Source organism: Micromonospora sp. AB353, from assembly GCF_049538395.1.
In the GTDB taxonomy this organism is placed as follows: domain Bacteria; phylum Actinomycetota; class Actinomycetes; order Mycobacteriales; family Micromonosporaceae; genus Micromonospora; species Micromonospora aurantiaca.
On the sequence record NZ_JBMVFV010000014.1, the window covers coordinates 1 to 26080 of the forward strand.

The 26080-nt window shown below is 75.1% G+C and carries 30 protein-coding genes; 19 read left to right on the plus strand and 11 right to left on the minus strand.

The window, feature by feature from the left end:
• Positions 1 to 102: 102 nt before the first annotated feature.
• Positions 103 to 543 carry a hydroxyphenylacetyl-CoA thioesterase PaaI gene (gene paaI / locus ACPCK6_RS09250; RefSeq protein WP_396882579.1) on the minus strand — a complete coding sequence of 147 codons (441 nt, stop codon included), beginning with the start codon at positions 541 to 543 and terminating at the stop codon, positions 103 to 105.
• Position 544: 1 nt separating this feature from the next.
• Entirely contained in the window at positions 545 to 1852 is a 1308-nt protein-coding gene (paaK, locus tag ACPCK6_RS09255) for a phenylacetate--CoA ligase PaaK (RefSeq protein WP_396882642.1), read from the minus strand.
• A 209-nt stretch (positions 1853 to 2061) separates the two neighbouring features.
• Between paaK and ACPCK6_RS09260 the strand changes: the two genes are divergently transcribed.
• Both ACPCK6_RS09260 and ACPCK6_RS09265 read left to right on the plus strand, forming a co-directional pair.
• Positions 2062 to 2544: a FluC/FEX family fluoride channel gene (locus ACPCK6_RS09260; protein ID WP_396882578.1), complete on the plus strand. Its 483-nt coding sequence runs from the start codon at positions 2062 to 2064 to the stop codon at positions 2542 to 2544.
• On the plus strand, positions 2541 to 2903 hold the full coding sequence (locus ACPCK6_RS09265; protein WP_396882577.1) for a fluoride efflux transporter FluC: 363 nt from the start codon (positions 2541 to 2543) through the stop codon (positions 2901 to 2903). Before ACPCK6_RS09260 ends, ACPCK6_RS09265 begins: the two co-directional genes overlap by 4 nt.
• 17 nt (positions 2904 to 2920) lie before the next feature.
• Here ACPCK6_RS09265 and ACPCK6_RS09270 read toward each other — a convergent pair whose 3' ends face one another.
• Both ACPCK6_RS09270 and ACPCK6_RS09275 read right to left on the minus strand, forming a co-directional pair.
• Entirely contained in the window at positions 2921 to 3253 is a 333-nt protein-coding gene (locus ACPCK6_RS09270; RefSeq protein ID WP_120569611.1) for a hypothetical protein, read from the minus strand.
• Positions 3254 to 3341: 88 nt separating this feature from the next.
• Positions 3342 to 4601, minus strand: coding sequence for an MFS transporter (locus ACPCK6_RS09275; protein WP_396882575.1), 1260 nt, complete (start codon positions 4599 to 4601; stop codon positions 3342 to 3344).
• Positions 4602 to 4719: 118 nt separating this feature from the next.
• Between ACPCK6_RS09275 and ACPCK6_RS09280 the strand changes: the two genes are divergently transcribed.
• From ACPCK6_RS09280 to ACPCK6_RS09315, 8 genes are all read left to right on the plus strand, one after another.
• Complete coding sequence (locus ACPCK6_RS09280) at positions 4720 to 5709, plus strand: LacI family DNA-binding transcriptional regulator (RefSeq protein WP_396882574.1); 990 nt, start codon at positions 4720 to 4722, stop codon at positions 5707 to 5709.
• A gap of 421 nt (positions 5710 to 6130) precedes the next feature.
• On the plus strand, positions 6131 to 6595 hold the full coding sequence (locus ACPCK6_RS09285; protein ID WP_423480858.1) for a nitroreductase family deazaflavin-dependent oxidoreductase: 465 nt from the start codon (positions 6131 to 6133) through the stop codon (positions 6593 to 6595).
• Between the two features lie 145 nt (positions 6596 to 6740).
• The gene (locus ACPCK6_RS09290; RefSeq protein WP_423480859.1) at positions 6741 to 7568 is read left to right on the plus strand and encodes an LppM family (lipo)protein; all 828 of its coding nucleotides are present in this window, start codon (positions 6741 to 6743) and stop codon (positions 7566 to 7568) included.
• 138 nt (positions 7569 to 7706) lie between these two features.
• Positions 7707 to 8051, plus strand: a complete 345-nt coding sequence (locus ACPCK6_RS09295; RefSeq protein WP_262011770.1) for a hypothetical protein — start codon at positions 7707 to 7709, stop codon at positions 8049 to 8051.
• A gap of 13 nt (positions 8052 to 8064) precedes the next feature.
• Positions 8065 to 8673: a glycine zipper family protein gene (locus tag ACPCK6_RS09300; protein WP_423480860.1), complete on the plus strand. Its 609-nt coding sequence runs from the start codon at positions 8065 to 8067 to the stop codon at positions 8671 to 8673.
• On the plus strand, positions 8670 to 9350 hold the full coding sequence (locus ACPCK6_RS09305; protein ID WP_396882567.1) for a carboxypeptidase-like regulatory domain-containing protein: 681 nt from the start codon (positions 8670 to 8672) through the stop codon (positions 9348 to 9350). The genes ACPCK6_RS09300 and ACPCK6_RS09305 overlap by 4 nt, the downstream gene beginning before the upstream one ends.
• Before the next feature lie 16 nt (positions 9351 to 9366).
• Positions 9367 to 10623 (plus strand): phage tail sheath family protein, encoded by a 1257-nt coding sequence (locus ACPCK6_RS09310; protein WP_423480861.1) that lies wholly within the window; start codon positions 9367 to 9369, stop codon positions 10621 to 10623.
• Between the two features lies 1 nt (position 10624).
• The gene (locus tag ACPCK6_RS09315) at positions 10625 to 11107 is read left to right on the plus strand and encodes a phage tail protein (protein ID WP_013286679.1); all 483 of its coding nucleotides are present in this window, start codon (positions 10625 to 10627) and stop codon (positions 11105 to 11107) included.
• Between the two features lie 294 nt (positions 11108 to 11401).
• On the opposite strand, the gene ACPCK6_RS09320 is transcribed toward ACPCK6_RS09315, so the two are convergent.
• Positions 11402 to 11875, minus strand: coding sequence for a hypothetical protein (locus ACPCK6_RS09320; protein WP_423480862.1), 474 nt, complete (start codon positions 11873 to 11875; stop codon positions 11402 to 11404).
• 687 nt (positions 11876 to 12562) lie between these two features.
• Between ACPCK6_RS09320 and ACPCK6_RS09325 the strand changes: the two genes are divergently transcribed.
• Genes ACPCK6_RS09325 through ACPCK6_RS09365 form a run of 9 tightly spaced genes read left to right on the plus strand, consistent with a single transcriptional unit; the run spans position 12563 to position 21161 of the window.
• The gene (locus ACPCK6_RS09325; RefSeq protein ID WP_030499327.1) at positions 12563 to 13321 is read left to right on the plus strand and encodes a CIS tube protein; all 759 of its coding nucleotides are present in this window, start codon (positions 12563 to 12565) and stop codon (positions 13319 to 13321) included.
• Positions 13318 to 14889 (plus strand): contractile injection system protein, VgrG/Pvc8 family, encoded by a 1572-nt coding sequence (locus ACPCK6_RS09330; RefSeq protein WP_396882562.1) that lies wholly within the window; start codon positions 13318 to 13320, stop codon positions 14887 to 14889. Before ACPCK6_RS09325 ends, ACPCK6_RS09330 begins: the two co-directional genes overlap by 4 nt.
• Positions 14889 to 15227: a hypothetical protein gene (locus tag ACPCK6_RS09335; protein WP_396882561.1), complete on the plus strand. Its 339-nt coding sequence runs from the start codon at positions 14889 to 14891 to the stop codon at positions 15225 to 15227. The genes ACPCK6_RS09330 and ACPCK6_RS09335 overlap by 1 nt, the downstream gene beginning before the upstream one ends.
• Entirely contained in the window at positions 15224 to 15688 is a 465-nt protein-coding gene (locus ACPCK6_RS09340; RefSeq protein WP_423480863.1) for a GPW/gp25 family protein, read from the plus strand. The genes ACPCK6_RS09335 and ACPCK6_RS09340 overlap by 4 nt, the downstream gene beginning before the upstream one ends.
• On the plus strand, positions 15685 to 18309 hold the full coding sequence (locus tag ACPCK6_RS09345; RefSeq protein ID WP_423480864.1) for a putative baseplate assembly protein: 2625 nt from the start codon (positions 15685 to 15687) through the stop codon (positions 18307 to 18309). The genes ACPCK6_RS09340 and ACPCK6_RS09345 overlap by 4 nt, the downstream gene beginning before the upstream one ends.
• Complete coding sequence (locus ACPCK6_RS09350) at positions 18302 to 18988, plus strand: phage tail protein (protein ID WP_423480865.1); 687 nt, start codon at positions 18302 to 18304, stop codon at positions 18986 to 18988. The genes ACPCK6_RS09345 and ACPCK6_RS09350 overlap by 8 nt, the downstream gene beginning before the upstream one ends.
• Positions 18985 to 19905: a carbohydrate-binding protein gene (locus tag ACPCK6_RS09355; protein WP_135240473.1), complete on the plus strand. Its 921-nt coding sequence runs from the start codon at positions 18985 to 18987 to the stop codon at positions 19903 to 19905. The genes ACPCK6_RS09350 and ACPCK6_RS09355 overlap by 4 nt, the downstream gene beginning before the upstream one ends.
• Positions 19902 to 20378, plus strand: coding sequence for a hypothetical protein (locus ACPCK6_RS09360; protein WP_396882557.1), 477 nt, complete (start codon positions 19902 to 19904; stop codon positions 20376 to 20378). Before ACPCK6_RS09355 ends, ACPCK6_RS09360 begins: the two co-directional genes overlap by 4 nt.
• A gap of 18 nt (positions 20379 to 20396) precedes the next feature.
• Positions 20397 to 21161: a hypothetical protein gene (locus ACPCK6_RS09365; RefSeq protein ID WP_423480866.1), complete on the plus strand. Its 765-nt coding sequence runs from the start codon at positions 20397 to 20399 to the stop codon at positions 21159 to 21161.
• Here ACPCK6_RS09365 and ACPCK6_RS09370 read toward each other — a convergent pair.
• From ACPCK6_RS09370 to ACPCK6_RS09395, 6 genes are read right to left on the minus strand one after another with little or no spacing between them, the layout of a single operon-like run.
• A complete protein-coding gene (locus ACPCK6_RS09370; protein WP_396882555.1) occupies positions 21154 to 21768 on the minus strand; it encodes a bifunctional 4-hydroxy-2-oxoglutarate aldolase/2-dehydro-3-deoxy-phosphogluconate aldolase in 615 nt (204 codons plus the stop codon). The two genes, ACPCK6_RS09365 and ACPCK6_RS09370, sit on opposite strands and share 8 nt — an antisense overlap.
• Positions 21765 to 22727 (minus strand): sugar kinase, encoded by a 963-nt coding sequence (locus ACPCK6_RS09375; protein ID WP_423480867.1) that lies wholly within the window; start codon positions 22725 to 22727, stop codon positions 21765 to 21767. The genes ACPCK6_RS09370 and ACPCK6_RS09375 overlap by 4 nt, the downstream gene beginning before the upstream one ends.
• A 29-nt stretch (positions 22728 to 22756) precedes the next feature.
• Positions 22757 to 23599 carry a DUF6807 domain-containing protein gene (locus ACPCK6_RS09380; RefSeq protein ID WP_423480868.1) on the minus strand — a complete coding sequence of 281 codons (843 nt, stop codon included), beginning with the start codon at positions 23597 to 23599 and terminating at the stop codon, positions 22757 to 22759.
• Entirely contained in the window at positions 23596 to 24228 is a 633-nt protein-coding gene (locus ACPCK6_RS09385; protein WP_423480869.1) for a hypothetical protein, read from the minus strand. The genes ACPCK6_RS09380 and ACPCK6_RS09385 overlap by 4 nt, the downstream gene beginning before the upstream one ends.
• Before the next feature lie 5 nt (positions 24229 to 24233).
• Positions 24234 to 25103 carry a carbohydrate ABC transporter permease gene (locus ACPCK6_RS09390; protein ID WP_423480870.1) on the minus strand — a complete coding sequence of 290 codons (870 nt, stop codon included), beginning with the start codon at positions 25101 to 25103 and terminating at the stop codon, positions 24234 to 24236.
• Complete coding sequence (locus ACPCK6_RS09395; protein ID WP_423480871.1) at positions 25100 to 26080, minus strand: carbohydrate ABC transporter permease; 981 nt, start codon at positions 26078 to 26080, stop codon at positions 25100 to 25102. Before ACPCK6_RS09395 ends, ACPCK6_RS09390 begins: the two co-directional genes overlap by 4 nt.

The window sequence follows — 26080 nt, forward strand, 5'->3', positions numbered from 1 at the left end:
GGGCTGGCGGCATGACGTCCGGGTCGGAGCGGGCACGGGGCCACTCCGGCCCGGACGTCACCGCACGCGCGTGTCAGCGGCCCGGCCGGCTGGTCGCGCTCGTCAGCGGCCCGGCTCGCCGGCCTGCGTGCCCGGCTGGTCGCGGGCGATGGTGCGGCTGCGGCCCCGGAACTCGGCCACCACCTCGTCGCCGCGCCGCACCGTCACGTCGTAGATGCCGCTGCGGCCCTGCCGGACCCGTTCGGTGGCGTACGCCTCCAGCAGGTCGCCCTCGCGTACCGGGCGCAGGAAGCTGATCTCGCCGCCGGCCGCCACCGTCGCCGGGCCGTGGCTGTTGCACGCCAACGCGAACGCGGTGTCGGCGAGCAGGAACACGAAGCCGCCGTGCCCGATCGCGTGCCCGTTGAGCATCGACGGGGTGACCCGCATCCGGGCCACCGCCGCGCCGTCACCGGCCGACACCAGCTCGATGCCCAGCCCCTTGGACGCCACGTCGGCGTCGAACATGTCGTGCGCCGCGGTACGGCCGCCGTCACCGCTCATCTCAGGACTCCCGCCGCTGGTCGACGATGCGGCGCATCTTGCCCATCGAGCGTTCCACCCCGTCCGGCTCGATCACCCGTACCGCCACCGAGACGCCGATGGTGTTCTTGACCTGCTCGACCAGCGTGGCGCCGGCCCGCTCGGCCTCGTCGGCGGCGGCGCCCGCGCGCCGCTCCACGTGCACGGTGAGCGTGTCGAGCCGGCCCCGCCGGTCGAGCACGCACTGGAAGTGCGGCGACAGGGCCGGGGTACGCAGGATCAGCTCCTCGATCTGCGTCGGGAAGACGTTCACCCCCCGGACGATCATCATGTCGTCGGTCCGCCCGGTGATCTTCTCGATCCGCCGCATCGGGCGGGCGGTGCCGGGGAGCAGCCGGGTCAGGTCGCGGGTGCGGTAGCGGACCACCGGCATGGCCTCCTTGGTCAGCGAGGTCAGCACCAGCTCACCCCGCTCCCCGTCGGGCAGCACCTCCCCGGTGACCGGGTCGATGATCTCCGGGTAGAAGTGGTCCTCCCACAGGTGCAGGCCGTCCTTGGTCTCCACGCACTCGACCGCCACCCCCGGACCCATCACCTCGGACAGGCCGTAGATGTCCAGCGCGTGCATGTCGAGGCGCTGCTCCAGCTCGCGGCGCATGTCCTCGGTCCACGGCTCGGCGCCGAAGACGCCCACCCGCAGCGAGGTGGCACGCGGGTCGACGCCCTGGCGTTCCATCTCGTCCACGATGGCGAGCATGTAGCTCGGGGTCACCATGATGACCTCCGGTTCGAGGTCGCGGATCAGCATGACCTGGCGCTCGGTCATCCCGCCGGAGACCGGGACGACGGTGCAGCCCAGCTCCTCGGCGCCGTAGTGCGCGCCGAGCCCGCCGGTGAACAGCCCGTAGCCGTACGCGACGTGCACCCGGTCGCCGCGGCGGCCCCCGGCGGCGCGGATCGAGCGGGCCATGAGCGTCGCCCAGGTGTCCAGGTCGGCGCGGGTGTAGCCGACCACTGTGGGACGGCCGGTGGTGCCGGAGGAGGCGTGCAGCCGGGCGACCCGCTCGCGGGGCACCGCGAACATGCCGAACGGGTAGTTCTCCCGCAGCTCCGCCTTCGTGGTGAACGGGAAGCGGGCCAGGTCGGCCAGCTCACGCAGGTCGCCGGGGTGGGCGCCGAGCGCGTCGAACGCGCGCCGGTAGTGGGGCACGTCGTCGTACGCGTGCCGCAGCGAGTGCCGCAGCCGGTCCAGTTGCAGCGCGCGCAGCTCGTCGACGCCGATCCGCTCGACGGGATCCAGCTCGTCCGGACGGGGCGTGCGCTCCTCCACGGTGACCTCCTGGCACGACGGGCCCGGACGCCGCGCGCCGGGCGCTGCGCCCACCGTACGCCCGCCACCCCTTCTCCCTCCCCCACCCCCTTCCCCGCGATCTTGCACGTGCTGCCCCTCGGGTGTCCGCTTCGCGCGCTGCGCCGGGGCCGAACCGCAAGATCGCCGAGAGCGGGGGGGCGGGGGCGGGGTTATGCTCTCGGGTGCTGGTGGGAGGTGTCGTGTCGGATCCCCGGGTCGATCCGGATGTCGACCTGCGCGTACCCGTGGACCGGTCGGAACTGTCCGCGCACCCGGCGGCCGTGCTCGGCGTGATCGCCGCCGGTGGCGTGCTCGGCGCGCTGGCCCGGGCCGGCACCCAGGCTGCGGTGCCGCAGCAGCCCGGCGCGTTCCCGTGGGCCACGTTCGCCGTCAACGTCGTCGGATGCCTGCTCATCGGCGTGCTGATGGCGGTGCTCGCCGCCCGCCCGGCGCACCCGCTGACCCGCCCGTTCCTCGGGGTCGGCGTGCTCGGCGGGTTCACCACGTTCTCCGCGTACGCGGTCGACGCGCAGCGGCTGCTGGCCGACGGCGCGGCCGGTACGGCGGGCGTCTACCTGGCCGCGACGGTGCTCGGCGCGCTGGCGGCGGTCGCCACCGGGGACACGGTGACCGCCCGGCTGCTGCCCGCCCGGGACGGGAGCCGACGGTGACCGTGCTGCTGATCGCGCTCGGCGCCGCGATCGGCGCGCCGCTGCGCTACCTGACCGACCGGGCGGTGCAGGCCCGGCACGGCGCACCGTTCCCGTGGGGCACGCTGACCGTCAACGTGGCCGGGTCGCTGCTGCTCGGCGGCCTGCTCGCGGCACCCGTCGACCCGGGCGTGACGGCGCTGGCCGGCACCGGCTTCTGCGGCGCGCTGACCACCTGGTCCACGCTGAGCTACGAGACGCTGCGCCTGGCCCGCACCGGGAAGCGCCGCCTCGCGTACGCGAATGTGGCACTCAGTGTCGTGGCGGGCCTGGGCGCGGCGTTCCTCGGCTACGCCCTCGTCACCGCGCTGACCGCCTGACCGCGCCGGTCGGACGGTCAGCGGGCCCGGCGTTCCGGGTGGGCCCGGTTCCACGCGCGCATCCGCTCCGGGTAGCCGGTGCGGGCCGCCTCGTACAGCGGCACCGCGTGCTTCTGGGCGATCCGGCCGGCGACGCGGGGCGAGCCGGTACGGCGGCGGATCCACTCGCCGTCGTGCGCGATGGCGACGACTGTGGTGTCGGTGGCTGTGGTCTCCGGTTCCAGGTAGAACTCGACCCCGCGCCGGCTGGTGACGAACGCCTCCAGCTGCGCCAGGTCCTCCTTGGTCGCCTCGCGGTCGAGCTTCGTGGGCGTCGTCGGGTCGGCGGCCCGGCGGCTGAACCAGCCCATGCCCGCCTCCTCTCCTCGGCGTTCGCTCCAGTGCAGCACGCTCGCCTGGCAGGCGGCTGGGAGCGCGGTGGGAGTCGGCTGGACCGGCTCAGCCGACCTTCGCCGCCGGGGCGCCGGCCTGCGCGTCCGGCGCGGCGGGACGCTCCCGCAGCACCGGCACCAGCGCGAGCGTGGGCAGCAGGAGCAGCGGCACCACGCCGAGCGCGGACAGCACGCCGAAGTGGTCGCCGAGGAAGCCGAGCAGCGGCGGCCCGGCCAGGAAGGCGGTGTAGCCGATCACGGCGACCACGCTCACCCGGGCCGGGGCCTTGTCCTCGTCGTCGGCGGCGGCGCTCATCCCCACCGGGAAGCCGAGTGAGGCGCCGAGTCCCCACAGCGCGACGCCGGCCACGGCGAGCGGGCCGGACCCGGCCAGCACGGCGAGTGCGGCGCCGGCGGACGCCGTCGCGATGGTCGCGTACAGCACCGGCACCCGCCCCCACCTGTCGATGGCGACGGTGCCGACGGTGCGGCCGAGCGTCATGCCCACCACGAACACGCCGAACACGGCGGCGCCGACGGCCTCGTCGACCCCGTACCCGTCCACGAACGCCACCGCGAGCCAGTCGTTGGCGCTGCCCTCGGTGAACGCCATGACCAGCACGAGCAGCCCGACCAGCAGCGTGCGGGGCTCACGCCAGGCGGCCAGCAGCGCCCGCCGCCGGGCCGCCGGCTCCCCGTCGCCGGCCGCCTCGGCCGGCGCGGCGAGGAACGCCCGGGCGCCGAGCAGCGTGCCGGCCAGGACCAGCACGGACAGGACCGGCAGGTGCACCCCGACGGGTACGCCGAGCCGGGCGGCGCCGGCGCCCAGCCCGGCCCCGGCCACCGAGCCGAGGCTCCAGGCGGCGTGGAACCGGGGCAGGATGGTGTAGCCGAGGCGCTTCTCCACCGCGGCGCCCTCGACGTTCATCGCCACGTCGCACATGCCGGAGCCGAAGCCGAACGCGGCGAGCCCGAACCCGACGCCGACGACCGATCCGGCCAGGCCGGCGGCGAGACCGGCCCCGGTCAGGCCGAGCGTGACGAGCACCACCGACACGGCGACCGTGCGCGCGGGCCCGAGACGCTGGGTGACCAGGCCGGCGGTCGGCATGGCCAGCAGCGAGCCGGCCGACACGCAGAGCAGCAGCAGTCCGAGCCGGCTCGGACTGAGGTCGAGCGCCTCGCGGGCGGCCGGAACCCGGGAGAACCAGCTCGCCACCGCGAGCCCGTTGAGGGCGAAGACGACGGCGACGCCGTTGCGGGCGGTCAGCACCGCCCGGGGCGCCGGTGGCCGCTTCCCGGCCGGTGCGTCGATGGTCCTGCTCACGGTGCGGTGGTCCCTTCCCCCGTCTGGTTCCCGACGACAATCGCACACCTGAGAGCGCTACCACCACAAGCGCCGCCACCCCTTACCCCATCCCGGGCCGGAGGGGCATGATGCGGACATGGGAACGCCGACCGCACGCCCCGCCACACTCGACGACGTGGCCCGCGACGCCGGGGTGTCCCGGGCCACCGCCTCCCGGGTGCTCGGCGGCTACGGGTTCACCTCGGCGGACGCCCGCGCCCGGGTACACGCCGCCGCCGAGCGCCTCGGCTACGTACCGGACCTGGCGGCCCGGTCGCTGGTGCGCGGAGCAGGCGTACGCCTGGTGGTGGCGGTGGTGGGCCGCGACGACACGGTGCTGGACGACCCGTACGTGCACCGGGTGGTGGGCGCGGCGTCGCGGGTGGGCGCGCCGCACGGCATCGGGGTGGCGCTGGAGTGGCTGCCGCTGGCCGACCCGTCGGGGCTGACCCGGCTCGGCGCGGACCGGGGCGTGTGCGGCGTGATCCTGGTCAACACGACCCAGGCCGCGCTGGACGCGGTGCCACCGAGGCTGCGCGGCCGCGTCGTCTCGATCGGTCAGGGCTCGCCGGCGGTGCCCTCGTTCGACGTCGACAACGCCGGCGGCGCCGGCGAGGTGCTGCGCCACCTGTACGCCACCGGCCGCCGCCGCATCGTCATGGTCACCGGGCCGCGCTGGCTGAGCTGCGCCGAGCGCTCGGTGACCACGTACCGGGAGCTGATGCGGGAGTCGGGGTCGCCGGAGCGCCTCGTCACCGGCGACTTCACCGCCGCGCGGGGCGGCCGGGCGGCGCTGGAGGCGCTGCACCGGTGGCCGGACGCCGACGCGGTCTACGCGGCCAGCGACGCCACCGCGTTCGGCGTGATCGCCGCGCTGCGCGGGCGCGGCGTGCGGGTGCCGCACGACGTGGCGGTGGCCGGGTTCGACGACCTGCCGTACGCGGCGATCAGCAGCCCGCCGCTGACCACCGCCACCCACCCGGTGGACCGGATCGCGGCCGCCGCGGCCACTGCCGTGCTGACGCGCGCGCCGGTCGCCCCGAGCACCGCGTTCCCGTCGACGCTTGTCGCCCGGGAGAGTGCCTGAGCGCCGGTCAGTGCCCGGCGGCTGCGGCGTCCACGCGGTCCGGGATCGTCTCGTCGTCGCCGGCGTCCACGGCGCGCAGCAGGTCGACGGCGGTGTCGCGGACCTGACCGGTGACCATCGCCAGGGGCAGCGTGGCGTCGCCGGTGAACAGCCGTACGGCGCTGCGGACGGCGTCCAGCGCGTCACCCAGCTCGGCCGGGACGGGCGTACCGCCCGGGTGAGCGTGACCGCGACGCGCACGAGCGCGCGCCGACGGTCACGCCGGCTCGCGGTCGCTGTCATCGCTTCCCTTCCGGTCCGCCTACATCAGGGGCGTCCGGTGGCCGGGCGGTTCACGCTGCGGTGACGCGTTACGGGCCGGTCGGCCCTGGCCGCCGCCGGGCGGACGTCCGTCAATGGGTACGGGAGAAGGAGGGGTCCGATGGGCGGGGTCATGACGTGGATGTACCGGGGCGGCCGGCCGAACCGGCTGGCCCGGATGATGAACGCGCTGTCGGCGTGGCAGTACGGTGCCGGCCTGGCGCCGCGGCACTGGGTGACGATGGAGGTGCCGGGCCGTCGTACCGGCCGGACCGTCTCGGTGCCGATAGTGGTCGCCGACCTCGACGGTGAGCGGTACGTGGTGTCGATGCTGGGCGCGGGTGCCAACTGGGTGGCGAACGTGCGCGCCGCGGACGGCCGGGTGGTGCTGCGGCGCCGCGGCCGCGAGCGGGTGCGGCTGGTCGAGGTGCCGGTGGCGCAGCGGCCGGCGATCCTGCGGCGGCACCTGGCGCTCGCCCCCGGCGCCCGGGCGCACGTGCCGGTGGACCGGCACGCCCCGATCGCCGAGTTCGCCCGGGTCGCCGCGGGCATCCCGGTGTTCCGGGTCGTGGCGGGCATCGGATGAGAACACTCGGACACAAAATTCCAGAATATCGAGCGCGACGGTTTCCCGGGGTCGGCCGAATGGGAGAGACGGCCGGTAAGATCGGCGACACGAAGGCGGCTGATCGCTGACTGTCGCGCCCGCGGCGGGCGCTCACACTTGCCGCATGAATACGAGACTCCGCCGCAGCCGGGCATTCGGACTCGCGGTGTGTCTCGCCCTCGTGGCGATATTGAGCGGCTGCATGCAGCTCAACCTCGGGCTGACCGTGAACGACGACGACACGGTCTCCGGTCAGCTCCTGCTCACCGCGCCGAAGTCCGTGCTCAAGCAGCGGAACCCGGACCCGGCGGTGGCGTTCGCCGAACTGCGGCCGAACATTCCCTCACTTCCGCCCGGGGCGGAGACCCGGTACGAGGACGCCACCTCGTACGGCATTCAGATCACGTACCGGAAAACGCCGCTGGCGCAATTCACGAGCGAAAGCGTGAATCTTGTCCGGGACGAGGATCTCATTCGCTTCTCGCTCCCGCTGGACCCGAAGAAATACGGCGGCAAGTTCGGGCAGCAGGATCCGCGCCAGCAACAGGCGTTCATGACCTTGATGGAGTTCGAGATCTCGGTGACGTTCCCCGGCCGGGTGCTCGACACCAACGGCACGATCACCGGACGCTCGGTGAGCTGGAAGGTGGTCGCCAACCAGCCCAAGCCGGCCGAGTTGCGCGCCGTCGCCCAGGCGCCCCCGCCGCCCGCCACCAGCCCGGCGGCAGTGGTGACCGGTAACGGTTCCTTCCCCTGGCTGCCGGTCGTCGCCGGCGCGGCCGTCCTGCTGCTCGTCGTCGCCGTGGTGGTGGTGCTCCTGCTGCGGCGCCGGCACTCCCACGGCGGCCCGGACGCGACGGCCACCACCGGCCCGGGTGCCACCGCCGGACCTGCACCTGCCACCACCACAGGCCCGGCCGCACCGGCACCACCCGCCGGTCCGCCGGCCTGAGACCCACCGACCACCGACGGCGCCCGCGCCGGCGGCCCACCAGCACACCGGGCGGAACCCGGGTCCAGTGAACCCGGAGGCCGCCGCACCACTCCACCCCGACCGCACCACCGCACCATCGAAAAGAGGGGGATCGCCGTGAACGATCTCTTCACCTGGGCCGCCCTGGGCAGCCTCACCGGTGCCAGCGCCGCCACCCTGCTCGCCACCAACGTCATCGGCGGGCTGATCGGACCGAGCGGCGACAAGGCCCGCAAGTGGATCGCGCTGGGCGTCGCGCTCCTGCTGTCCTACCTGACCGCCGCGTTCGCCGACGACGCCGGCCCGGAGAAGTGGATCATCGCGTTCTTCAACGGCCTGGTGATCTTCTCGGCCGCGCTCGGCGTCAACCAGCTCCCCCCTGGCAACCGGCAGGCGACGCAGGCGTCGCCGACCCAGCTCGCACAGGGGCGCGAGCCCCGCTTCGTCCGCTCCTGGGTCTGAGAGAGGTGACCCCATGATCTTCGGCATCCTCAGCGCGGCCGTCCAGGTCGTCTTCGGCGCCCTGCTCGGGCAGCTCGCCGCCGGCACCGTCGGCCTGCTCGTCGGCGCGGTCGTCGGCCTGCTCGCCGGCGCGCCGTTCGGCTGGGCGTCCGCGTCCGCCGGCACGTACGGCGCCGACCCGAAGGGGATCTTCCTCTTCGTGGTCGACCACACCTGGAGCCTGCTCAACACGTTCGCCGGGGCGCTCTACCTGGCGCTGCACCTGGTCTTCGGCCACCAGCTCGACCGGGTCGTCTCGGCCGGCAGCGGCCGGGTCAACGTCGTCGAGGGCGTCTCCCCCCGGTACGCCACCACGATCGGCACGGTCTGCGCCGGGTCCAGCCCGGGCATCCAGCGGCACGAGGACGTGCACGTGTTCCAGGCCCGGCTGCTCGGCCCGTTCTACCTGCCGCTGGTGGCGCTCAACTACGTGCTGTTCACCGTCGCGCCGGTGTGGCTGCTCTGGCACGACCACACCAACGCGCCGATCAACCGGTTCACCCGCTACTTCGAGATCGGCGTCTACCCGCACGTGTGGAACGAGGCCATCGCGTACCGCATCCAGGGGACGCCACCGCGATGACCGGCGCGATCGAGGCGGCCGTCGCGGACGTCGCGAGCTGGCTGGCCGGGGCCGCGGGGGAACCCGTACCGGTCGGTCCGCCGCGCGACGACCCCGGCGGCGGTCTCACGGTCTGGCCGCTGGAGCTGCGGCCGGCCCGGCAGACCGCGACCGGCGGCGCGACGCGCGAGCCGTACCGGTTCGTGGTCCGCCTGCTGGTCTCCGGCGGCGGGCCGGCGGCGCTGCCCGCGCTGGACCGGGTGCTCGCCGCCGCCACCACGGCGGGCCGGCCGGAGCTGGTGCTGGACGCCGGCGACCCGGCGCTGTGGCGGGCGCTCGGCGTCGCGCCCCGGCCCGCGCTGCTGCTGGACGCGCCGGCCCGGGTGGAGCGGCCGGTCCCGGTCGCGCCGCCGGTACGGCAGCCGCTGCGACTGCGGCAGCTCGGCATGCGCACGTTGCACGGGCGGGTGGTCGGGCCGCAGGACCAGCCGCTCGCCGCCGTCCGGGTGGAGCTGGTGGGCGCCGCCCAGGCCACCGAGACCGACGCCGCCGGCCGGTTCCGGCTGGCCGGCGTGCCGCACGACCCCGACGCGCCGGACGCCCCGGTGCGGATCCGGCTCACCGGCGCGGGCCGCGTCCACACCGCCGAGCTCGACCCGGCCGGCGACGGCCTGATCGTCGTCCGCGCCCCCGACTGACGTCCGAGGAGGACCGATGCCCACCTACTTCTCCCCCGGCATCTACGTCGAGGAGGTGCCCAGCGGGGCCCGCCCGATCGGGCCGGTCGGCATGAGCACCGCCGCGTTCGTCGGGGTCGCGCCCGACCGCGGCGCCCACGTCGGCGAGGCGCTGGCGGTGAACAGCTGGACCGAGTTCCTGCGGCTGTACGCCGACGGCGAGCAGCTGGAGAGCACCCCGCTGGCCCGCGCCGTGTTCGGCTTCCTGGACAACGGCGGCACCCGCTGCTGGGTCGTCAACGTCGGCGAGGGCGGCCGGCTCACCGGCACCGGCGGGCGGCGCGGCGGCCTGGAACTGCTGGAGGCGATCGACGAGATCTCCATAGTGGCCGCGCCCGGCTACCACGACCCGGTGTCGCACGAGGCCCTGATCAGCATGGCCGAGCGGCTGCGCACCATGGTCGCGATCTGCGACCCGCCACCGGACGTCACCGACATCTCGCGGCTCACCCGCGTCGCCACGCCGGGCAAGCCGCCCAAGCCCGCGTCGGCCGGCGCGGCCGCGTCGGCAGACAGACCCGCCGAGGGTACGCCGGGCGACGCCGACGACGAACCGCCCGGCACCGGCGGCGACCGGCCCCGGCAGTCGGACTACGCCACCTTCTACTTCCCGTGGATCCGGGTCCGTGACCCGCTCAGCGGCGACCTCGTGCTCACCCCGCCGAGCGGGCACGTCGCCGGCATCTGGGCCCGCACCGACGCGCTGCGCGGCGTGCACAAGGCGCCCGCCAACGAGCCGGTACGCGGGGCCGTCGACCTCGCGTACCGGGTGACCCGGCCGGAGCACGACGTGCTCAACCCCAAGGGCGTCAACGTGATCCGCTTCTTCGCCGGGGAGGGCATCCGGCTGTGGGGCGCCCGTACGCTCGCCGCCGAGGCCAGCGAGTGGCGCTACCTGAACGTACGGCGGCTGTCCATCTCCATCGAGCAGGCCATCGCGGGCGGCACCCGGTGGATGGTGTTCGAGCCGAACGACTTCACGCTGTGGCGTTCGATCCGCCGCGACATCGGGGCGTTCCTCACCCGGGTGTGGCGTGACGGCGCGCTGCTCGGCCGTACGCCCGAGGAGGCGTTCTTCGTCAAGTGCGACGAGGAGACCAACCCGGCCGACGTCCGCGACGCCGGGATGGTGGTGGCCCACATCGGCATCGCCGTGGTCAAGCCCGCGGAGTTCGTGGTGTTCAAGCTGAGCCAGTGGGCCGGCGGCACCGAGACCGAGACGATCGGAGGCTGACATGCCCACCACCGCGACGCCCCAGCCGGGCGCACCCGTCGACCCGTACCGGGCGTACCACTTCAAGCTGCTGATCAACGGCATCACCAACGGGCACTTCACCGAGGTCAGCGGCTTCGAGGTGGCGATTCCGGCGCTGTCGTACCGGGAGGCGGGCAACGAACGCATCCGGGCTGTGCCGGGCCAGGTCGAGTACGCCCCGGTCACCCTCCACTTCGGCCTGACCAGCTCGCGGGAGCTGTGGGACTGGGTGAACGCGGCGGCGAAGGGCACCGTCAACCGGCGCAACGTGTCGGTGGTGCTGCTGGACCCGGCCGGCACCGCCGAGGTGCTGCGCTGGAACATGATCAACGCGTGGCCGACGCGGTGGCGGGGCGCGCACCTGAACACGCTGTCGCAGGAGATCGCCATCGAGGCGCTGACCCTGGCGTACGAGGGCCTGGAGCTGGAGGCCGGCGGTGCCGCCGCCCCGGCGACCGCGTGACCGGCTGGCCCGCGCCCTGCGGGCCACCGCCGACCGCCTCTCCGGACCGGCCCCGGCCGAGGACGCGCCACCCTCCCCCGGACAGCCGCCCGAGCACTGGCGGCTGCTGGTGGCGGCGCACGCCCCCGGCCTGCTGCGCGACCTTCCCCCCTCCGCTCCTCCCCCGCGCTCCGTCGAAGGGCGCCGGAGGGGGCGGTGGCGGAACTGGATGGCACGTGTAATCGACGGAATTGCCGGATCCCGCAACGGCCCGTCGAGATCTTGGTACGAAAGGGCCCCCATAGGGGCCGTTTCCTACCAAGATCTTCCGCAGGTCTTGGAGAGTGGGACGGGGATCTCGGTTGGTGGGGAGGACACGGCGGGGGCGGAGACGTTCCCGCCAACGGTGGACGCTCGGTGCCGCTCGCACGACGTGGTACGCCCGGGCGGCGCCGGGTCACGTGAGGACCCTCCGGCATGCGAATGCGTAACGTCACCCGGCCCAGCCGGATCGGGGTGCGTCGCCGATCGATCCGGGTCGCGGGACGCCCTCGGCAGTTCAGGCACCCACGGCACCCCGGCCACCGGCACCAGCACCAGCACCAGCACCAGCACCAGCACCAGCACCAGCACCAGCACCAGCACCAGCACCAGCACCAGCACCAGCTTCACAGCGACCGCCGACACCGGACGAGCAACAGGGGCAGGCACCGGCAGCAGCGATCGCAACGGCACCGACAGGTTCAACGACACCGACAGTTCCGCCGGCATCGGTACCAGCGCGCCCACCAGCGCTGACCGGCGCACCGGCCCGGACGGTAGCCGTGACGCGATCGGATCGCGAGGCCGCGTCGCGTCCGGCGACCCGGCCCCACCGTCAGCACCGAAGCGATGGCCCGGTCGCAGCCCGGGTCGGGCGGACGCGCTCCGGAACCTCGCACAGGTCCGCCGAGGCCGGGCACGGCACCGGGATGACGCCGCCGGGGCGGACCTCTCGCCCGATCGAGGGGATGTGCTCCCGCTCGTCTTCGCGGCTGCGCCACCGTCGTCGCCGCAGGGACCGGCCGCACGCACTAGGGAGGACCGGACCGGGCCGGCGAACGGTCACGACGGACACGGGCCCGTGAGTGGCCGCGGCCGAACCGGGCCGGCTGACGGTCGCGGCGGAGCCGTCGACCACTACCCGGCTGTCCATTCGCCGTACCCGGACGGACACGACCCGGCCCCCGGCGGCGAGTTCCGGACGCGACAGTGGCAGCGACCCGCGCGGCCCGCGACCGACGGCCCGTGGCCGGCCCTGCCGGACGACGCCGGCCCGGCCCGGACGACGAGCCCGGCCGGCGCGGCCCGGGCGACCGGCGGCGGAGCACACGCGGACCCGTGGCCGGTGCTCCCGGCCGAACCGGCGTGGCTTCCGGCACGGACCACGCCGTGGGGTGACACGGCCCGGCTGGACCGGGAACAGGCGGGTGACTGATGGAACGCGTCGCCTTCCTCGTGGACGAGTCCGGCACCCGTGTCGACTGCCTGCTGAACCCGGAGACCGTGCAGGTGACCCGGCTGGCCGGGGTACGCCCGCGCGGCGGACCGGACGGGCCGCTCACCGGCGCCGGGCTGGCCGACGACCCGCTCGTCTTCACCGGCGGCGGGCGTACCGAACTGGTCCTCGATCTGCTCTTCGACGTCGACTTCGTGGAGTCGCCGGCCCGGCCCGAGGACGTCCGCGCGCTGACCCGGCCGCTGTGGATGCTGGCCGAGAACTCGGCTGTCGAGCACGGCTGGCTGCGTCCGCCGCTGGTCCGCCTGGTCTGGGGCAAGACCTGGAACGTCCCGGGCGTCATCACGGCGATCGCCGAACGGTTCGACGCGTTCACCCTCACCGGTACGCCCCGGCGGTCCTGGCTGCGGTTGAAGCTGGTCCGCGTCGCGGAGGGCGCGGAGGCGGCGCGCGCCGGGTTCGAGGAGGAACTGGCCGCCGCGAGCACACCCGCCGTCGCGCCCGGTTCGGCGGTGGTCGCCGCCGCGGACGGCGCGGCCGAGCCGGGCTGGTCCGGGGTGCGCTTCGACCTGCTCGCCCACGACGCGCTGGGTTCGCCGCTGCGCTGGCGGCTGCTCGCCGAGCACAACCGGATCACCGACCCGCTCACCGTGCCGGCCGGCACCGCGCTCGCCGTCCCGCCGGTCGGCGCCGCCACCGTCCCGCCGGATGCCGTCACCACGGGAGGCACGCCGTGAGCCGGGCCGCCCTGGTGAGCGTCGACGGCCGGCCGCTGGCCGACCCGGCCCGGCTGCGTGGCATCCGCGTCGCCGCCCGCCTCGACCGGCCCGCGCAGTGCGAGCTGACGCTCACCGCCGCCCCCGGGGCGGGCCCGCTCGACCCGCCGGTACGCCCCGGCGCCACAGTCGACGTCCGCCTCGACGGGCAGGCGGAGGCGCTGTTCACCGGCGAGGTGACGGCAGTCGAGCGGGAGTACGCGGGTGACGGCGCCGCGCTGGCCCGGATCCGGGCGTACGACCCGCTGCACCGGCTGCGCAAACGGCAGGAGCTGCGGGTGTTCGAGTCGGTGACCGCCGCCGAGCTGGCCGGTGAGCTGTGCGCCGGGCTGGGGTTGAGCGTGACGGCCGACGACGACGGGCCGCGCCTGGACCGGCTGCTCCAGCACCGGCACACCGACCTGGACCTGCTCTGCGAGGTGGCCGGCCGGGCCGGGCTGCACCTGGGCGTCGACGGTGACCGGTTGCGGCTGTTCACGCTGGACGGCTACGGGGAGCCGCTGCCGCTGACGCTCGGCGAGACGGTGCACGCGTTGCGGGTCACCGAGAACCTGGACCGGGCCGGTGCGGAGTGCGCCGTCCTCGGCTGGCATCCGCAGCGCGCCGAGGCGCTGAGCCAGCGGGCGGACGAGGCGCGCAGCGGACGGCGCATCCCGCTGCGCCCGGACCCGGGCGACGTCGGCGCGGACGGTGTCCGCACCGCCGTCGACCAGCCCGGCCGCAGCGACGACGAGCTGGCCGCGCTGGCCCAGGCCGGGCTGGACACCCGGGTGGCGGCGCTGGTCACCGCCGAGGGCACCGCGGAGGGCGACCCGGCGCTGCGGCCCGGCCGGCGGATCACCCTCGCCGGCGTCCCGGAGCCACTGGCCGGCGTGTACGTGCTCACCGAGGTGGTGCACACGGTGGACGCGGACGGGCACCTGAGCCGGTTCTCCACGGCGCCGCCCGGCCCGCCGCCGTCGGCCGCGCCCCCGGCGGCCACAGTCACGCTCGGCACCGTCACCGACATCGACGACCCGGACGGGCTGGGCCGGGCCCGGGTGCTGCTCCCGGCGTACGGCGATCTGGACGCCGGCTGGCTCGCGGTGCTCTGCCCGGGCGCGGGCCGGGGCAAGGGGATCGTCGCGCTGCCCGACCCGGACGACACCGTGCTGGTGGCGCTGCCCGGCGGCGAACCCGCCTCGGGCGTGGTGCTCGGTTCGCTGTTCGGCGCGGTCGAGCCGTACGACGCGGGGATCGTCTCCGGGCGCTCGCGCCGCTGGTCGATGCGGACCGGCACCGGCCAGTCGATAGTGATCGACGACGACGGGCGGGCGCTGCGGCTGGCCACCGACGCGGGCAGCTTCGTCGAGCTGCGGCCCGAGCTGACCACCGTGCACGCCGCCGGTGACCTGGTGCTCTCCGCGCCCGGCCGGGCCGTCGTGGTGCGCGGCCGCACCGTCGACTTCCTGCACGCCCCGGCGGCCGAGGACGCCGAGACCGCCGCCGCGCAGGCCCGTACGCTCGCCCGTTCCGCCGGAGGTGGCTGATGCGCTGGATCCACCGCGACTCGCTGATCACCTGCGGGCACGACGGGCGGGTGACGAACCGCCCGTCCCAGGACTGGGTCACGGTCCAGGCCGTGCCGGTGCTGGTGCGGCCCGACCCGGAGGGACGCGACATCACCGCCTGCCCCAACTACGGCCCGACGATCAAACCGTGCCTGCACACGCTGACCGTGACTGTGGGTTACAGCACGTGGGTGCGGGTGGACCGGCAGCCGGTGGTGCTGTCGCACCTCGACGGGCTCACCGACGGCACCCCGCCGGGCACCGTGCACCACCAGGTCCGCGACGTGCGCCAGCGTTTCCTGGGGGCGGACGCATGAGGGCCTTCCGCTTCGTCGGCGCCGGCTTCGACGCCGGCCGCGCCGGTGGTCTCGCGCTCACCGCCGCAGGCTCGCTCGCCATGACCGACGGCGACGAGACGGTACGCCAGGCGCTGTACCTGCTGCTGTCCACCACGCCCGGGGAGCGGCTGATGCGTCCCGGGTACGGGTCGCGGCTGCACCGGCTGGTCTTCGCACCGAACGACGACACCACCGCCGGGCTGGCGATCCACTACGTGCGGCAGGCGATCCGGCGCTGGGAGCCCCGGGTCGAGGTGCTGGACGTGGACGCCGGTCCCGACCCGGAAGACCCGTGGCGCCTGGTGATCCGGCTGGACTACCGGGTCCGGGCCAGCCTCTCCCCCGGCCACCTGGTGTTCTCCGTCGACCTGCTCCCCGCCGACGACGAACCCGCCGGCACCGAACCCGGCGACACCCCCGACGAGGAGGGCACGTCATGACGCTGCCGGTGCCGCACCTGGACGACCGCGCCTTCCTCGACCTGGTCACCGAGGCGCGGGAACGCATCGCCCGGTCCTGCCCGGACTGGACGGACCTGTCCGCGCACGACCCCGGGATGGCGTTGCTGGAGGCGTTCGCCTACCTGACCGAGGTGATGATCTACCGACTGAACCAGTTGCCGGAGAAGGCGTACGTCGCGTTCCTGAACCTGCTCGGCGTCACCCGGCACCCACCGGCGGCGGCCTGGGCCGACGTGCGCCTGACCCGCACCGGCCCGGACCGCGGCCCGGTGCGGGTGCCGGCCGGCACCCGCGTCGCCGCGGCCCGCGGCGCGGACCCCCGGCCGGTCGTCTTCGTGACCACCGAACCGGCGGTGCTGCCCGCCGGGGAGACCACGGCGACGGTACGTGTGCACCACTGCGAACCGGTCGAGGCGGAACTCCTGGGCACCGGCACCGGGCAGCCCGGTCAGGTGTTCCGGGCCGCCCGCGCACCGCTGACCCGCACCACCGAGGCGCTCGATCTGCTGCTCGGAGTGGAGGTGCCGGCGGGCTCGGTGGAGCTGGGCGCCGCCGCCCGCGAGCACGAGGGACGCACGTACGAGATCTGGCGGCCGGTGGACAGCTTCGCCGGCGTCGGGCCGCAGGCGAAGGTCTACCTGGTGGACCGGGCCTCCGGGGTGGTCACGTTCGCCCCGGCGCTGGACCTGCGCCCGGACACCGGAGCCGCCCCGGCCGTCGAGGGGGCGGCCGGGGCGACCACGGTGGCGGCGGTGCCGCCGGCCGGGCGGCAGGTGCGGCTCTGGTACCGCTGCGGTGGCGGGCCCGCCGGCAACGTGGCGGCGGGCGTGCTGACCAGCCTGCGCGACCCGCTGCCCGGCGTGACCGTGGACAACCCGGAGCCGGCCACCGGCGGCCGGGATCTGGAGTCGCTGGAGTCGGTGCTGGCGCGCGGCCCGTACGAGTTCTTCGCCCAGCAGCGCGCGGTCACCGCCCGGGACTTCGAGATCCTCGCGACCGGCTCGGGTGCGGTGGCGCGGGCGCGGGCGTTCACCAGGGCCGCCGTCTACAGCTTCGCCCGGCCCGGCGAGGTCGAGGTGGTGCTGGTGCCGTCCGTGCCGGAGGCGGCCCGCCCCGGCGGACGGCTGCCGGTGGCGGTGCTGCGGGAGCACGAGGTGGAGGAGGCCCGCCGCCGCGTCGAGGCCGACCTGGAGCGGCGCCGCGCCCTCGGTACGGCGGTGCGGGCGGGCTGGGCCCGGTACAAGGCGGTGTCCATCCAGGCGCGGGTGGTGGTGCGCCGCGAGGAGGACGTGGACGCGGTGCGCCGCCGCATCCACGACCGGCTGCACCAGACGCTCAGCCCGCTGCCGACGCCGCTGAACCCGGCCGGCTGGGCGTTCGGCGAGCCGCTACGCGCCTCCAACGTGTACCGGATGCTGGAGCACGCCGAGCCGGGCGTGCGCTACGTCGAGTCGGTGCGGTTCGTGGTCGACGAGGCGCCCGACGCGCGGGTGCGGACCGTGGCGGTGGACCAGTACCAGGCCGACACCTGGTACGCCGGCGGCGGCCCGGTGCTGTTCCGCTCCACCAACGCCGGTGCCGGCTGGGAACCGGCGGGCCGGTTCGACGACGAGACGGTGGTGCGGGTGGTGCCCGCGCCCGCCCCGGTCCGCCCCGGCGTCGTCCCCCGCGCCGGTTCGGTGGCGGTGGTGACCACCCGCGACGCCGGTGGTTCCCGGGTCCGGCTGAGCACCGACCTGGGCGAGACGTGGACGCTGCTGACCGACCTCGACTCCGGCGTCCGCGACCTGGCCTGGATCGACCGGGACGGCACCGGCGCGTTGCTGCTGGCCACCGACACCGGCCTGTACGAGGTGCCGCTGCTACCCGGCGCGGTGCCGTTGCAGATCCTGGTCGACCCGGCCGACGCCGACCGGGGCTTCTACGCGGTGCGCGCGTTCGTCTCCGAGCGCGGCGCACCAGGCGTGGCGGTGGCCGCGCAGGCCGGATTCGGGGTCTACCTGTCCACCGCTGCGGGACGGCCCGGCACGTTCGCCCACGTCGGTCTCGCCAACGTGGACAACCGGGTCCTCGCCGTGCAGTACGACGGCCCGGCCACGCTGCTGTGGTGCGGCGCGGGCGAGCCGGACCCGAAGAAGCCCGGCCAGGGCTGCCACCGCACCCGGCTGTTCGAGTCGGACGTGAAGTGGCAGTCGATGGCGTCCGGCTGGATCGGTGGCACCTGCCGGGATCTGGCGTTCAGCGGCCCGCTCGCCCTCGCCGCGACGCAGAGCGGCGGCGTGGTCCGGCTCGACACGCTCGCCGGGCAGCCGCAGTGGTCGCCGGTGATGGTCAACTGCGGCCTGCCGCTACGGGACCGGACCCGGTTCGTCCCGGTCGACGCCATCGCCGCCACCGCGCCCACCGGCACGTCCGGCGCCGGGCGGCTGGTGCTGGCCGGTGGCGAGCGCGGCGTGTTCCGCAGCGACGACGGCGGGGACTGGACGGCCAGCGCCAACCAGGCCACCGCCGACGTGGTCACCGTCCCCGGCACCTGGCTGCTCTGCTCCGGCGAGCACGACATCGAGGTGGTGCGGCAGGATGCGCCGAGCGGTGATTGAGCGGCTGCTGCCGGCCGCGTACCAGCGGGCCGCCGGCCCGGGCAGTGTGCTGGGCGCGCTGCTGGACGTGATGGAGGCGTTGCACGCCCCGGACGAGGCGGTGCTCGCCGACGTCGACGCGCTGTTCGGGCCGTACCGGACGCCGGACGGGTTCGTGGCGTACCTGACCCGCTGGGTGGCGATGGACCACGTGGTCGCCGCGCCCCGCGCCGACGCGCCGCTGCCGTTGCCGGTGGGCCGGCTGCGGGACCTGGTCGCGCACGGCGCGTTGCTGGCCCGGTGGCGCGGTACCCCGTACGGGATGCGGACCGCGCTGGAACTGGCCACCGGCGTGACCGGGTTCGTGCTGCACGAGCCGCCCGACCGGCCGTTCCACCTGGTGGTGCGGGTGCCGCCGGCCGCCGCCGACCGGCTCGCGCTGGTCACCCGCATCGTCGAGGCCGAGAAACCGGCCGCGGTCACCGTCGAGGTCGTCGCCGGGGACCCGGCCGACCCGCCCTCCGGCCCGACGCCGCCGGACCCGGGCCCGCCCGCGGCAGGACCGCCCGACCCGGGGCCGCCGCCCACGCCCGAGCCGGACGACGCCGAGCCAGCCGCCGGGGTGGCGGCGGTGCGCGCGGTCGGCCGGGCGCACGTACCCGCACCCCTGCCCCACGACCCGCCCGAGGAGCCGTCATGACCACCGAATGGACAGTCGTCGCCGCCGCCGAACAGTTCACGCTTGATGCCCGCAACGCCGGTGAGCTGACGTTCACCGTGTCGAACCCGGGCACCGCGCCGGACACCGTCGTCTTCGACGTGGCGCCCGGCGAGGGCAGCCAGCGGGCCTGGTTCACGGTGGCCGAGCCGCAGCGGGTGGTACCCGGGCAGGGCTCGGTGTCGTTCCTGGTCCGGCTCGCCGTGCCGCCCGGAACGCCGCCCCGGCGCTACGACATGACCGGGTTCGCGTACTCGGCGAACACCGCGCCGGAGGAGAGCTCCCGCTCGAGTGGCCGGGTCACGTACGACGTGCGCGCCGTCGTACCCCCGAAGCGCGCGCCGTGGCCGTGGATCGCCGCCGCCGCGGCGCTGGTGCTGGTCGTGGCCGGGGTGGTGGCCTGGCTGGTGACCCGCGGCCCGGACACCCCGGCCCCGCCGCGCGCCGACGCGGTGACGGTGGAGGCGGAGACGCTCGTCTCCGGCGCCGCGGTGCAGTCCACCACCGGCGCGAAGGCGGAGGTGGTGGCGCAGGAGAACTGCTGCGACGTGGTGTGGTCCGGCGACGCGCAACTGTTCTTCCTGGGCCGGGGCGTCGGCGACCGGGTGACGGTGCAGGTGGACGTGCCGGCCGACGGCACGTGGCGGTTCTCCACCGTCCGCACCACCTCGTTCGACTACGCCAACACGATCTGGCTGGTCGACGGCCGGCAGGTCGGCGACACGTTCTTCGGGTTCAGCCCGACGGTGGTCCGCACCGACGAGGTGGACGTGGGCACGGTGGAGCTGACCCGCGGGCCGCACAAGCTGACGCTCGTGGCGGTGAGCAAGACCCAGGGCACCGACAGGTACTTCGCGGGCGTGGACGAGATCCGCTTCACGCCCGTCGTCCGGCCATGAGTACCAAGCAGAAGGTGCTGCTGGTGGCGGTGGCAGTGCTGCTGGTGGCGCTGTACGTGGTGGCGGTGGCCGGGCGCCGCGACGACAGGGGCGACCCGGCGGCCGGGCCGGGCGCGCTGGCCCGGCTGGGACGCGGATCCGGGACGGTGGACCCGGCGACGGTGGCCGTGACGTGCCTGCCGCCGGCCGCCGAACCGGCCACCACCGCCGACGGGGTGACGCTCGCGTTCGGGGCGGTGTGCCGGCTACGGGTGGCCGACCCGGGCGCGCTGCGCACGCTGGTGCTGCGCGGGACGACGCCGTTCGAGGTGACAGCCCGCGCACCCGGCGACGCGGACGTCACAGTCACCGACGAGGTCACGCCCGGCGCGGACGGCCCGGCGGTGGCGAAGGTGGCGGTGGACCGGGAGACCGAGGTGCTCCTGCGCTGTCCGGGAGGTGGCGGATGTTCGGTCACGCTGGCCCGGTCCTGACCGGGACGGAGACGCGGCATGGGTGAGTTGCGCAAGCCGTTCCTGCTGCTGGCCCTGCTCGCGGTGGCGCTGGTGGTCGGCGTGGAGCTGGGCGCGGCGGCACTGACCGGCGGCGGCGACGCGAGCGGCGCGCTGCGGGACAGCGCCGGCCGGCTCGGGGTCGAGCTGGGCGACGTCGGCGCGGTGTCCGAGCCGTCCGGCCGGGGCATCGGCTACCTGGCGCTGATCGACGTGGTGGCGCTCTGGACGACCGGGCTGTTCTGCCTGAGCCTGGTGCTGCCGGACCGGATGCAGGGCCGGGTGCAGGGCGTGGCGACGCTCGTCTTCTCGGTCGTGCTGCTGCTGGTGTCGCTGGTCCTGCTGATCGTCGCGTTCGTCGAGCTGACGGTGATGGTCTCGCTGTTCCTGGCCCCGCCGTTCGGCACGCTGGCGTACCTCGCGGTGTGGGGGTTCTTCCCGGTCGGCGACGCGGCGGTGCTGCTCGGGCTGGCGCTGCTGCTCAAACTGGTCTGGGTCGCGCTGCTGCTCGCCGCCCAGCCCCGGTTCCTGCGCAACAAGGGTCTCGTCGCGCTGGCGCTGACCACGCTGCTGTGCACAGTGGTGCTGCAGTTCCTGCACGGCCTGATGCCGGTGATCCTGGTCAGCATCCTCGACGACCTGGGCGCCGTGGTGTTCGCGGTGGTGGCGCTGATCTGGGCGCTGGTGCTGCTGATCGGGTCGATCCCGGCGATCGTGAAGGCGGTCCGGACCACCGCCACCACGTCCGGCCGTACCGTCACCTGACCGCGCCGCCGGCGGCGAGCGTGGCCAGGCGTGGCAGCTGCTCGGGGTCGGTGAGTGCCGACCCGACGGCCACCACGCGCGCCCCGGCGGCGAGGAAGTCACCCGCGTTGCCGGCGTCGACGCCGCCGGTGGCCACGAAGCGGGCCTCCGGCAGCGGCCCGGCCACCGCCCGGAACCAGGCCGGGCCGAGGCTGACCGCCGGGAACGCCTTGAGCCACACCAGGCCGTGGTCGAGCGCCCGCTGCGCCTCGGTCGGCGTGGCCACACCGGGCAGGTGCGGCACGCCGAGACCGGCCGCCGTGTCGGCCACCGCCAGGTCCAGGCCGGGCGCCACGGTGAACGCCGCCCCGGCGGCCACCGCGTCGTGGACCTGCGCCGGGGTACGCACCGTACCCGCGCCCACGATCCGGTCCCGCCGCCGCCCGGCCGTCACGGCGGCGCGCAGCGCCGGCACCGCCTCCGGGGTACGGATGGGCACCTCCACCACGTCGATGCCGAGATCCCAGGCCAGTTCCGCCAGCCGGACCGTCTCGTCGGCCGGCAGATCGCGCAGGATCACCATCACCCGCGCGTCGCCGAACAGTGCCTCGAAGTCGTGCCCGCTCATCTCCCGCTCCCTCCCCTGACCCGCGCTCGCGCATCCTCGGGCCACGCCTCGTCCGGCAACGCCAGCGCCCGCGCGATCGTCTCCGCGTCCGGTGGCGGCGCGGTGTCGCCCGGCACGGCCAGCACCGGCGCGGCGGTCAGGTGCCCCAGCCGCAGGCAGGCACGCAGATCGAGTCCGCGCAGCAGCCCGGAGAGGAACCCGGCGGCGAACGCGTCCCCGGCACCGACCGGCTCCACCACGTCCACCGGCAACGCCGGCACGACCACCGCCGGCCCGGTACGCGGCAGCGCCGTCGCGCCGACCGGCCCGTCCTTGACCACCACCAGCTCCGGGCCCGGCAACAGCGCACGGACCCCGGCCGGATCGCCCGCCGACCAGAGCACTGCCGCCTCGTCCAGCCCGACCAGCACCACGTCGGCGCGGTCGGCCAGGTCGCGCAGGACCGGTCCGGCCCGGTCGGCGGGCCAGAGCGCCGGGCGGTGGTTCACGTCGAAGCTGACCTGCGCGCCCGGCAGCGCGCGCCCGTCCAGCGCTGACACGAGCAGGTCACGGCAGGTGCCGGAGAGCGCGGCGGTGATCCCGGACAGGTGCAGCAGCCGCGCCCCGGCCAGGCCCGGCCGCCCGAGGTCCGGCGCGCCGAGGCGGCTCGCCGCCGACCCGGCCCGGTGGTAGTGCACGCGGGTGCCGTCCGGCCCCGGATCCTTCAGGTAGAGGCCGGTCGGCGCGTCCCTGTCGACGGCGACCAGCGAGACGTCCACGCCCGCGGCGGCGACCTCGGCCACCACCCGCCGCCCGAACGGGTCGTCACCGACCCGGCTGACCCACGCCGCGCGGTGCCCGAGCCGGGCCAGCCCGGCCGCCACGTTGGACTCGGCGCCGCCCACGCCGACGGTCAGCCGCGCGGCATGTTCGAGCCGGCCCCCGTCGTCCGGGGCGAGCACCACCATGGTCTCGCCCACGCACACCACCTCCGGCCCGCCCGTCGGGCTCACGGCCTCACCCCCAGGCGGGCCGCGATGCCGGCCGGGTCGAGGTGGCCGTCGGCGACGAGCACGCGGTGCCGGTTGTGCCGCTGCCGCCCGGCCGCGACCACCGCCGGGCTGTCGAACGCGTACGCGACGCAGACGCCCGGGTACATGGCGGTGCGCACGAACCACCTGTCACCGGGCCCCAGACCGGTGAACACCAGCGTGTACGCGCCACCTCCGGGCGCGGTGGCGGACAGCGCCAGCCAGGGGGCGGCCGAGCCGTTCACGTCGTCCTCGCCGACGGCGTCGGCGGTGCGGACGCGCGGTTCGCCGTCGGCCACGGCACGCCAGAAGAAGCCGCCGTACCCGGCGCCGCCCGGGCGGCCGTTCGTGGCCGGACTGCCCAGGTGCACGTCGGCGCCGGTGGCGGAGGTGAGCGTGGCGGACAGGTCCAGCCACCAGGCGTCCTCACCGGCCGGGGCGGCGGTGATCCGCCGGTGCTCGCGCAGCAGCACCCGGCCGTGCCGGTCCCGCCACTCCAGGTCGTGGTCGAGCCGGTCGGCGGCCCGCTCCCGCCAGCGGGTGTGCGCGATGACGCCGTGGTCGTCGCGCCAGGTGTAGCCGGTGCCGCGCACGTACGTCCGGCCGCCCCACAGGTTGACGCCGTCCACGTCCTGCACGGCAAGCGACGCGCCGAGGTGCCAGACGTGGTCGGCCGGCAGCGCGTCGGTCACCGGGGTGCCGGCCCGGGTCCGCACCGGATGCAGGTACGGCCGAGGGCCGTGGCGCGGATCCAGGTCCGGCCGGACCACGTACCGGGCCACCTCGGCACCGCCCACGACCAGCCGGGGTTCGGCGGTCACGACGGTTCCGGGGCGGGGACCGGGTGGCGGGCGTCCAGCGCGTGCAGCGCCGCGAGGGCGTACCCGCCGAGGATCGGCACCGCGACCGGCGTGACCAGCACGCCCAGCACCACGGCGAGCGCGCAGACGCCGGAGGCGGCGGCCCACACACCGGGACGCTCCGGGCAGGAACGCGCCACCCGGACGGCGGCGGCCCGCCAGCCCCGGCCGGCGGTGCGCCCGACCGCCACGGCGACGAGGCCCGCGTACCCGAGCAGGACCGCCACCACGACGGCGGTGAGCGCGAGCGCGGGCCCGCCGCCTGGTACCCGGCCGGTGGTGAGCGCGAGCAGGTCGGCGGCGAGCAGCGCGACGGCGGCCAGCGCGACGGCGCTCACCGCCGACCCGGCGGGCAACGCGCGGCCGAACCGGGTCAGGCTGGTCCGCGCGTCGGGCCAGGCGCCGGTGACCGACCTGTCGTGCAGCGCGGCGCTGGCGGTGGCGACCGCCGGAGCGAGCGTGAGCACCGGCAGCGCGGCGACCGCCACGGCGAAGCCGAGCAGCGCCAGGTCGGTCGCCTCGCGCAGCGTGTCCCGCCAGTCGGCACGGGCCGGCGCGGGGTGGGCGGGTACGTCGGTGGGGGCGGACACGGCGGTCATCCCTTCAGCCCGCTGGTGTTGATGCCCTCGACGAGCATCCGCTGGAACGCCAGGAAGAACAGGAACACCGGCAGCAGCGACAGCACCGACATGGCGAACATCGGGCCGACCGAGCTCTGGCTCGTCGAGTCGATGAACAGGGTCAGCGCCACCGGGACCGTGTAGTCCTCCAGGCTGGACAGGAACACCAGCTGGCGGAAGAAGTCGTTCCAGGTCCAGATGAACGAGAAGATCGCGGTGGTGACCAGCGCCGGGCGGCTCAGCGGCAGGATGACGTGCCGGAACACGCCGTACGGGGACGCGCCGTCGATGGTGGCCGCCTCGTCCAGCTCGCGCGGGATACCGCGCATGAACTGCACCATGAGGAAGACGAAGAACGCCTCGGTGGCCAGGAACTGCGGCACCAGCAGCGGCAGGTACGGCCAGTCGCCGCCGACCAGGCCGAGGCTGCGGAACAGGATGTACTGCGGCACGATCAGCACGTGGCCGGGCAGCAGCAGCGTCCCGATCATCACGGTGAACCACAGCTTGCGCAGCCGGAACCGCAGCCGGCCCAGGGCGTACGCGGCGAGCAGGCAGGACAGCGCGTTGCCGACCACGGTGAGCCCGCTGACCAGCACGCTGTTGAGGAAGAACCGGCCGAAGCTGATGTCGAAGTTGGTCCAGCCGTCGAGGTAGTTGCCGGGGGTGAGCTCCTCCGGCAGCAGGCCGACGTTGTTGACGATCTCGGCCTGCGACTTGACCGAGGTGCCGAGCATCCAGAACAGCGGGTAGAGCACCACCGCGACGATCGCCACGAGCACGACGAGCCGCAGCACGTTCCGGCCGCTGCCGGGCCGGCGGCGAGCGACAGTGAGCGCGGTCATGAGTCGTCTCCGTCCGAGTAGTGCACCCAGAACCGGCCGGTGCTGAAGAAGACGGCGGTGACCACGCCGATCGCCACCAGGAACACCCACGCCATCGCCGACGCGTAGCCCATCTCCAGGTCGGTGAAGCCGGAGATGTAGAGCTTCAGCGTGTACATGAGGGTGGAGTCGACAGGGCCGCCGGTGCCGTTGCTGAGCACGAACGCGGCGGTGAAGCCCTGGAAGCCGTTGATGGTCTCCAGCACCAGGTTGAAGAAGATCACCGGGGAGAGCATGGGCAGGGTGACCGCGCGGAACCGCCGCCACGCCCCGGCGCCGTCCACCGCCGCCGCCTCGTACAGCTCGGCGGGCACCTGCTTGAGCCCGGCCAGGAAGATCACCATCGGCGCGCCGAACTGCCAGATCGCCAGCACCATCAGCGTCTCCAGCGCCCAGTCCGGGTCGCTGACCCAGGGCAGCCCCTCGACGCCGAACAGGGCGAGGAACGAGTTGAACGCGCCGTCCCGGTTGAACATGTTGACCCAGACGATGGCCAGCGCGACGCTGCCACCGAGCAGCGACGGCAGGTAGAACAGGCTGCGGAACAGCCCGACGCCGCGCCAGGCCCGGTTGAGCAGCAGCGCGACGCCGAGCGCGGCGGCCAGCTTCAGCGGCACCGCGATCAGCGCGAACGTCAGCGTGACGCGGACCGCGTGCCAGTACGACGGGTCGGCGGTGAACATCCGCTCGTAGTTGGCCAGCCCCACCCACCGCACCTCGGACAGCGGGGTGAGGATGTCGTAGTCGGTGAAGCTCAGCCAGAGCGACAGCAGCATCGGGATCGCCGTGACGCCCATCAGTCCGATGAGCCAGGGCGAGAGGAAGACGTACCCCGCCAGGCCCTCGCCGAGCCGGGCCCGGCCGGCCCGACGCCGCGTGGGGCGAGGGCCGGCCGGTCCGGTGCGCGGGGTCCGGCCGGGCGCCGTGGTGAGAGCCAC

Coding starts and splice junctions, on each gene's coding strand:
- paaI (WP_396882579.1), bottom strand. CDS start 543: ATGAGCGGTGACGGCGGCCGTACCGCGGCGCACGACATGTTCGACGCC.
- ACPCK6_RS09270 (WP_120569611.1), bottom strand. CDS start 3,253: ATGGGCTGGTTCAGCCGCCGGGCCGCCGACCCGACGACGCCCACGAAG.
- ACPCK6_RS09280 (WP_396882574.1), top strand. CDS start 4,720: ATGGGAACGCCGACCGCACGCCCCGCCACACTCGACGACGTGGCCCGC.
- ACPCK6_RS09285 (WP_423480858.1), top strand. CDS start 6,131: ATGGGCGGGGTCATGACGTGGATGTACCGGGGCGGCCGGCCGAACCGG.
- ACPCK6_RS09290 (WP_423480859.1), top strand. CDS start 6,741: ATGAATACGAGACTCCGCCGCAGCCGGGCATTCGGACTCGCGGTGTGT.
- ACPCK6_RS09300 (WP_423480860.1), top strand. CDS start 8,065: ATGATCTTCGGCATCCTCAGCGCGGCCGTCCAGGTCGTCTTCGGCGCC.
- ACPCK6_RS09305 (WP_396882567.1), top strand. CDS start 8,670: ATGACCGGCGCGATCGAGGCGGCCGTCGCGGACGTCGCGAGCTGGCTG.
- ACPCK6_RS09310 (WP_423480861.1), top strand. CDS start 9,367: ATGCCCACCTACTTCTCCCCCGGCATCTACGTCGAGGAGGTGCCCAGC.
- ACPCK6_RS09315 (WP_013286679.1), top strand. CDS start 10,625: ATGCCCACCACCGCGACGCCCCAGCCGGGCGCACCCGTCGACCCGTAC.
- ACPCK6_RS09325 (WP_030499327.1), top strand. CDS start 12,563: ATGGAACGCGTCGCCTTCCTCGTGGACGAGTCCGGCACCCGTGTCGAC.
- ACPCK6_RS09335 (WP_396882561.1), top strand. CDS start 14,889: ATGCGCTGGATCCACCGCGACTCGCTGATCACCTGCGGGCACGACGGG.
- ACPCK6_RS09340 (WP_423480863.1), top strand. CDS start 15,224: ATGAGGGCCTTCCGCTTCGTCGGCGCCGGCTTCGACGCCGGCCGCGCC.
- ACPCK6_RS09345 (WP_423480864.1), top strand. CDS start 15,685: ATGACGCTGCCGGTGCCGCACCTGGACGACCGCGCCTTCCTCGACCTG.
- ACPCK6_RS09355 (WP_135240473.1), top strand. CDS start 18,985: ATGACCACCGAATGGACAGTCGTCGCCGCCGCCGAACAGTTCACGCTT.
- ACPCK6_RS09360 (WP_396882557.1), top strand. CDS start 19,902: ATGAGTACCAAGCAGAAGGTGCTGCTGGTGGCGGTGGCAGTGCTGCTG.
- ACPCK6_RS09365 (WP_423480866.1), top strand. CDS start 20,397: ATGGGTGAGTTGCGCAAGCCGTTCCTGCTGCTGGCCCTGCTCGCGGTG.
- ACPCK6_RS09370 (WP_396882555.1), bottom strand. CDS start 21,768: ATGAGCGGGCACGACTTCGAGGCACTGTTCGGCGACGCGCGGGTGATG.
- ACPCK6_RS09390 (WP_423480870.1), bottom strand. CDS start 25,103: ATGACCGCGCTCACTGTCGCTCGCCGCCGGCCCGGCAGCGGCCGGAAC.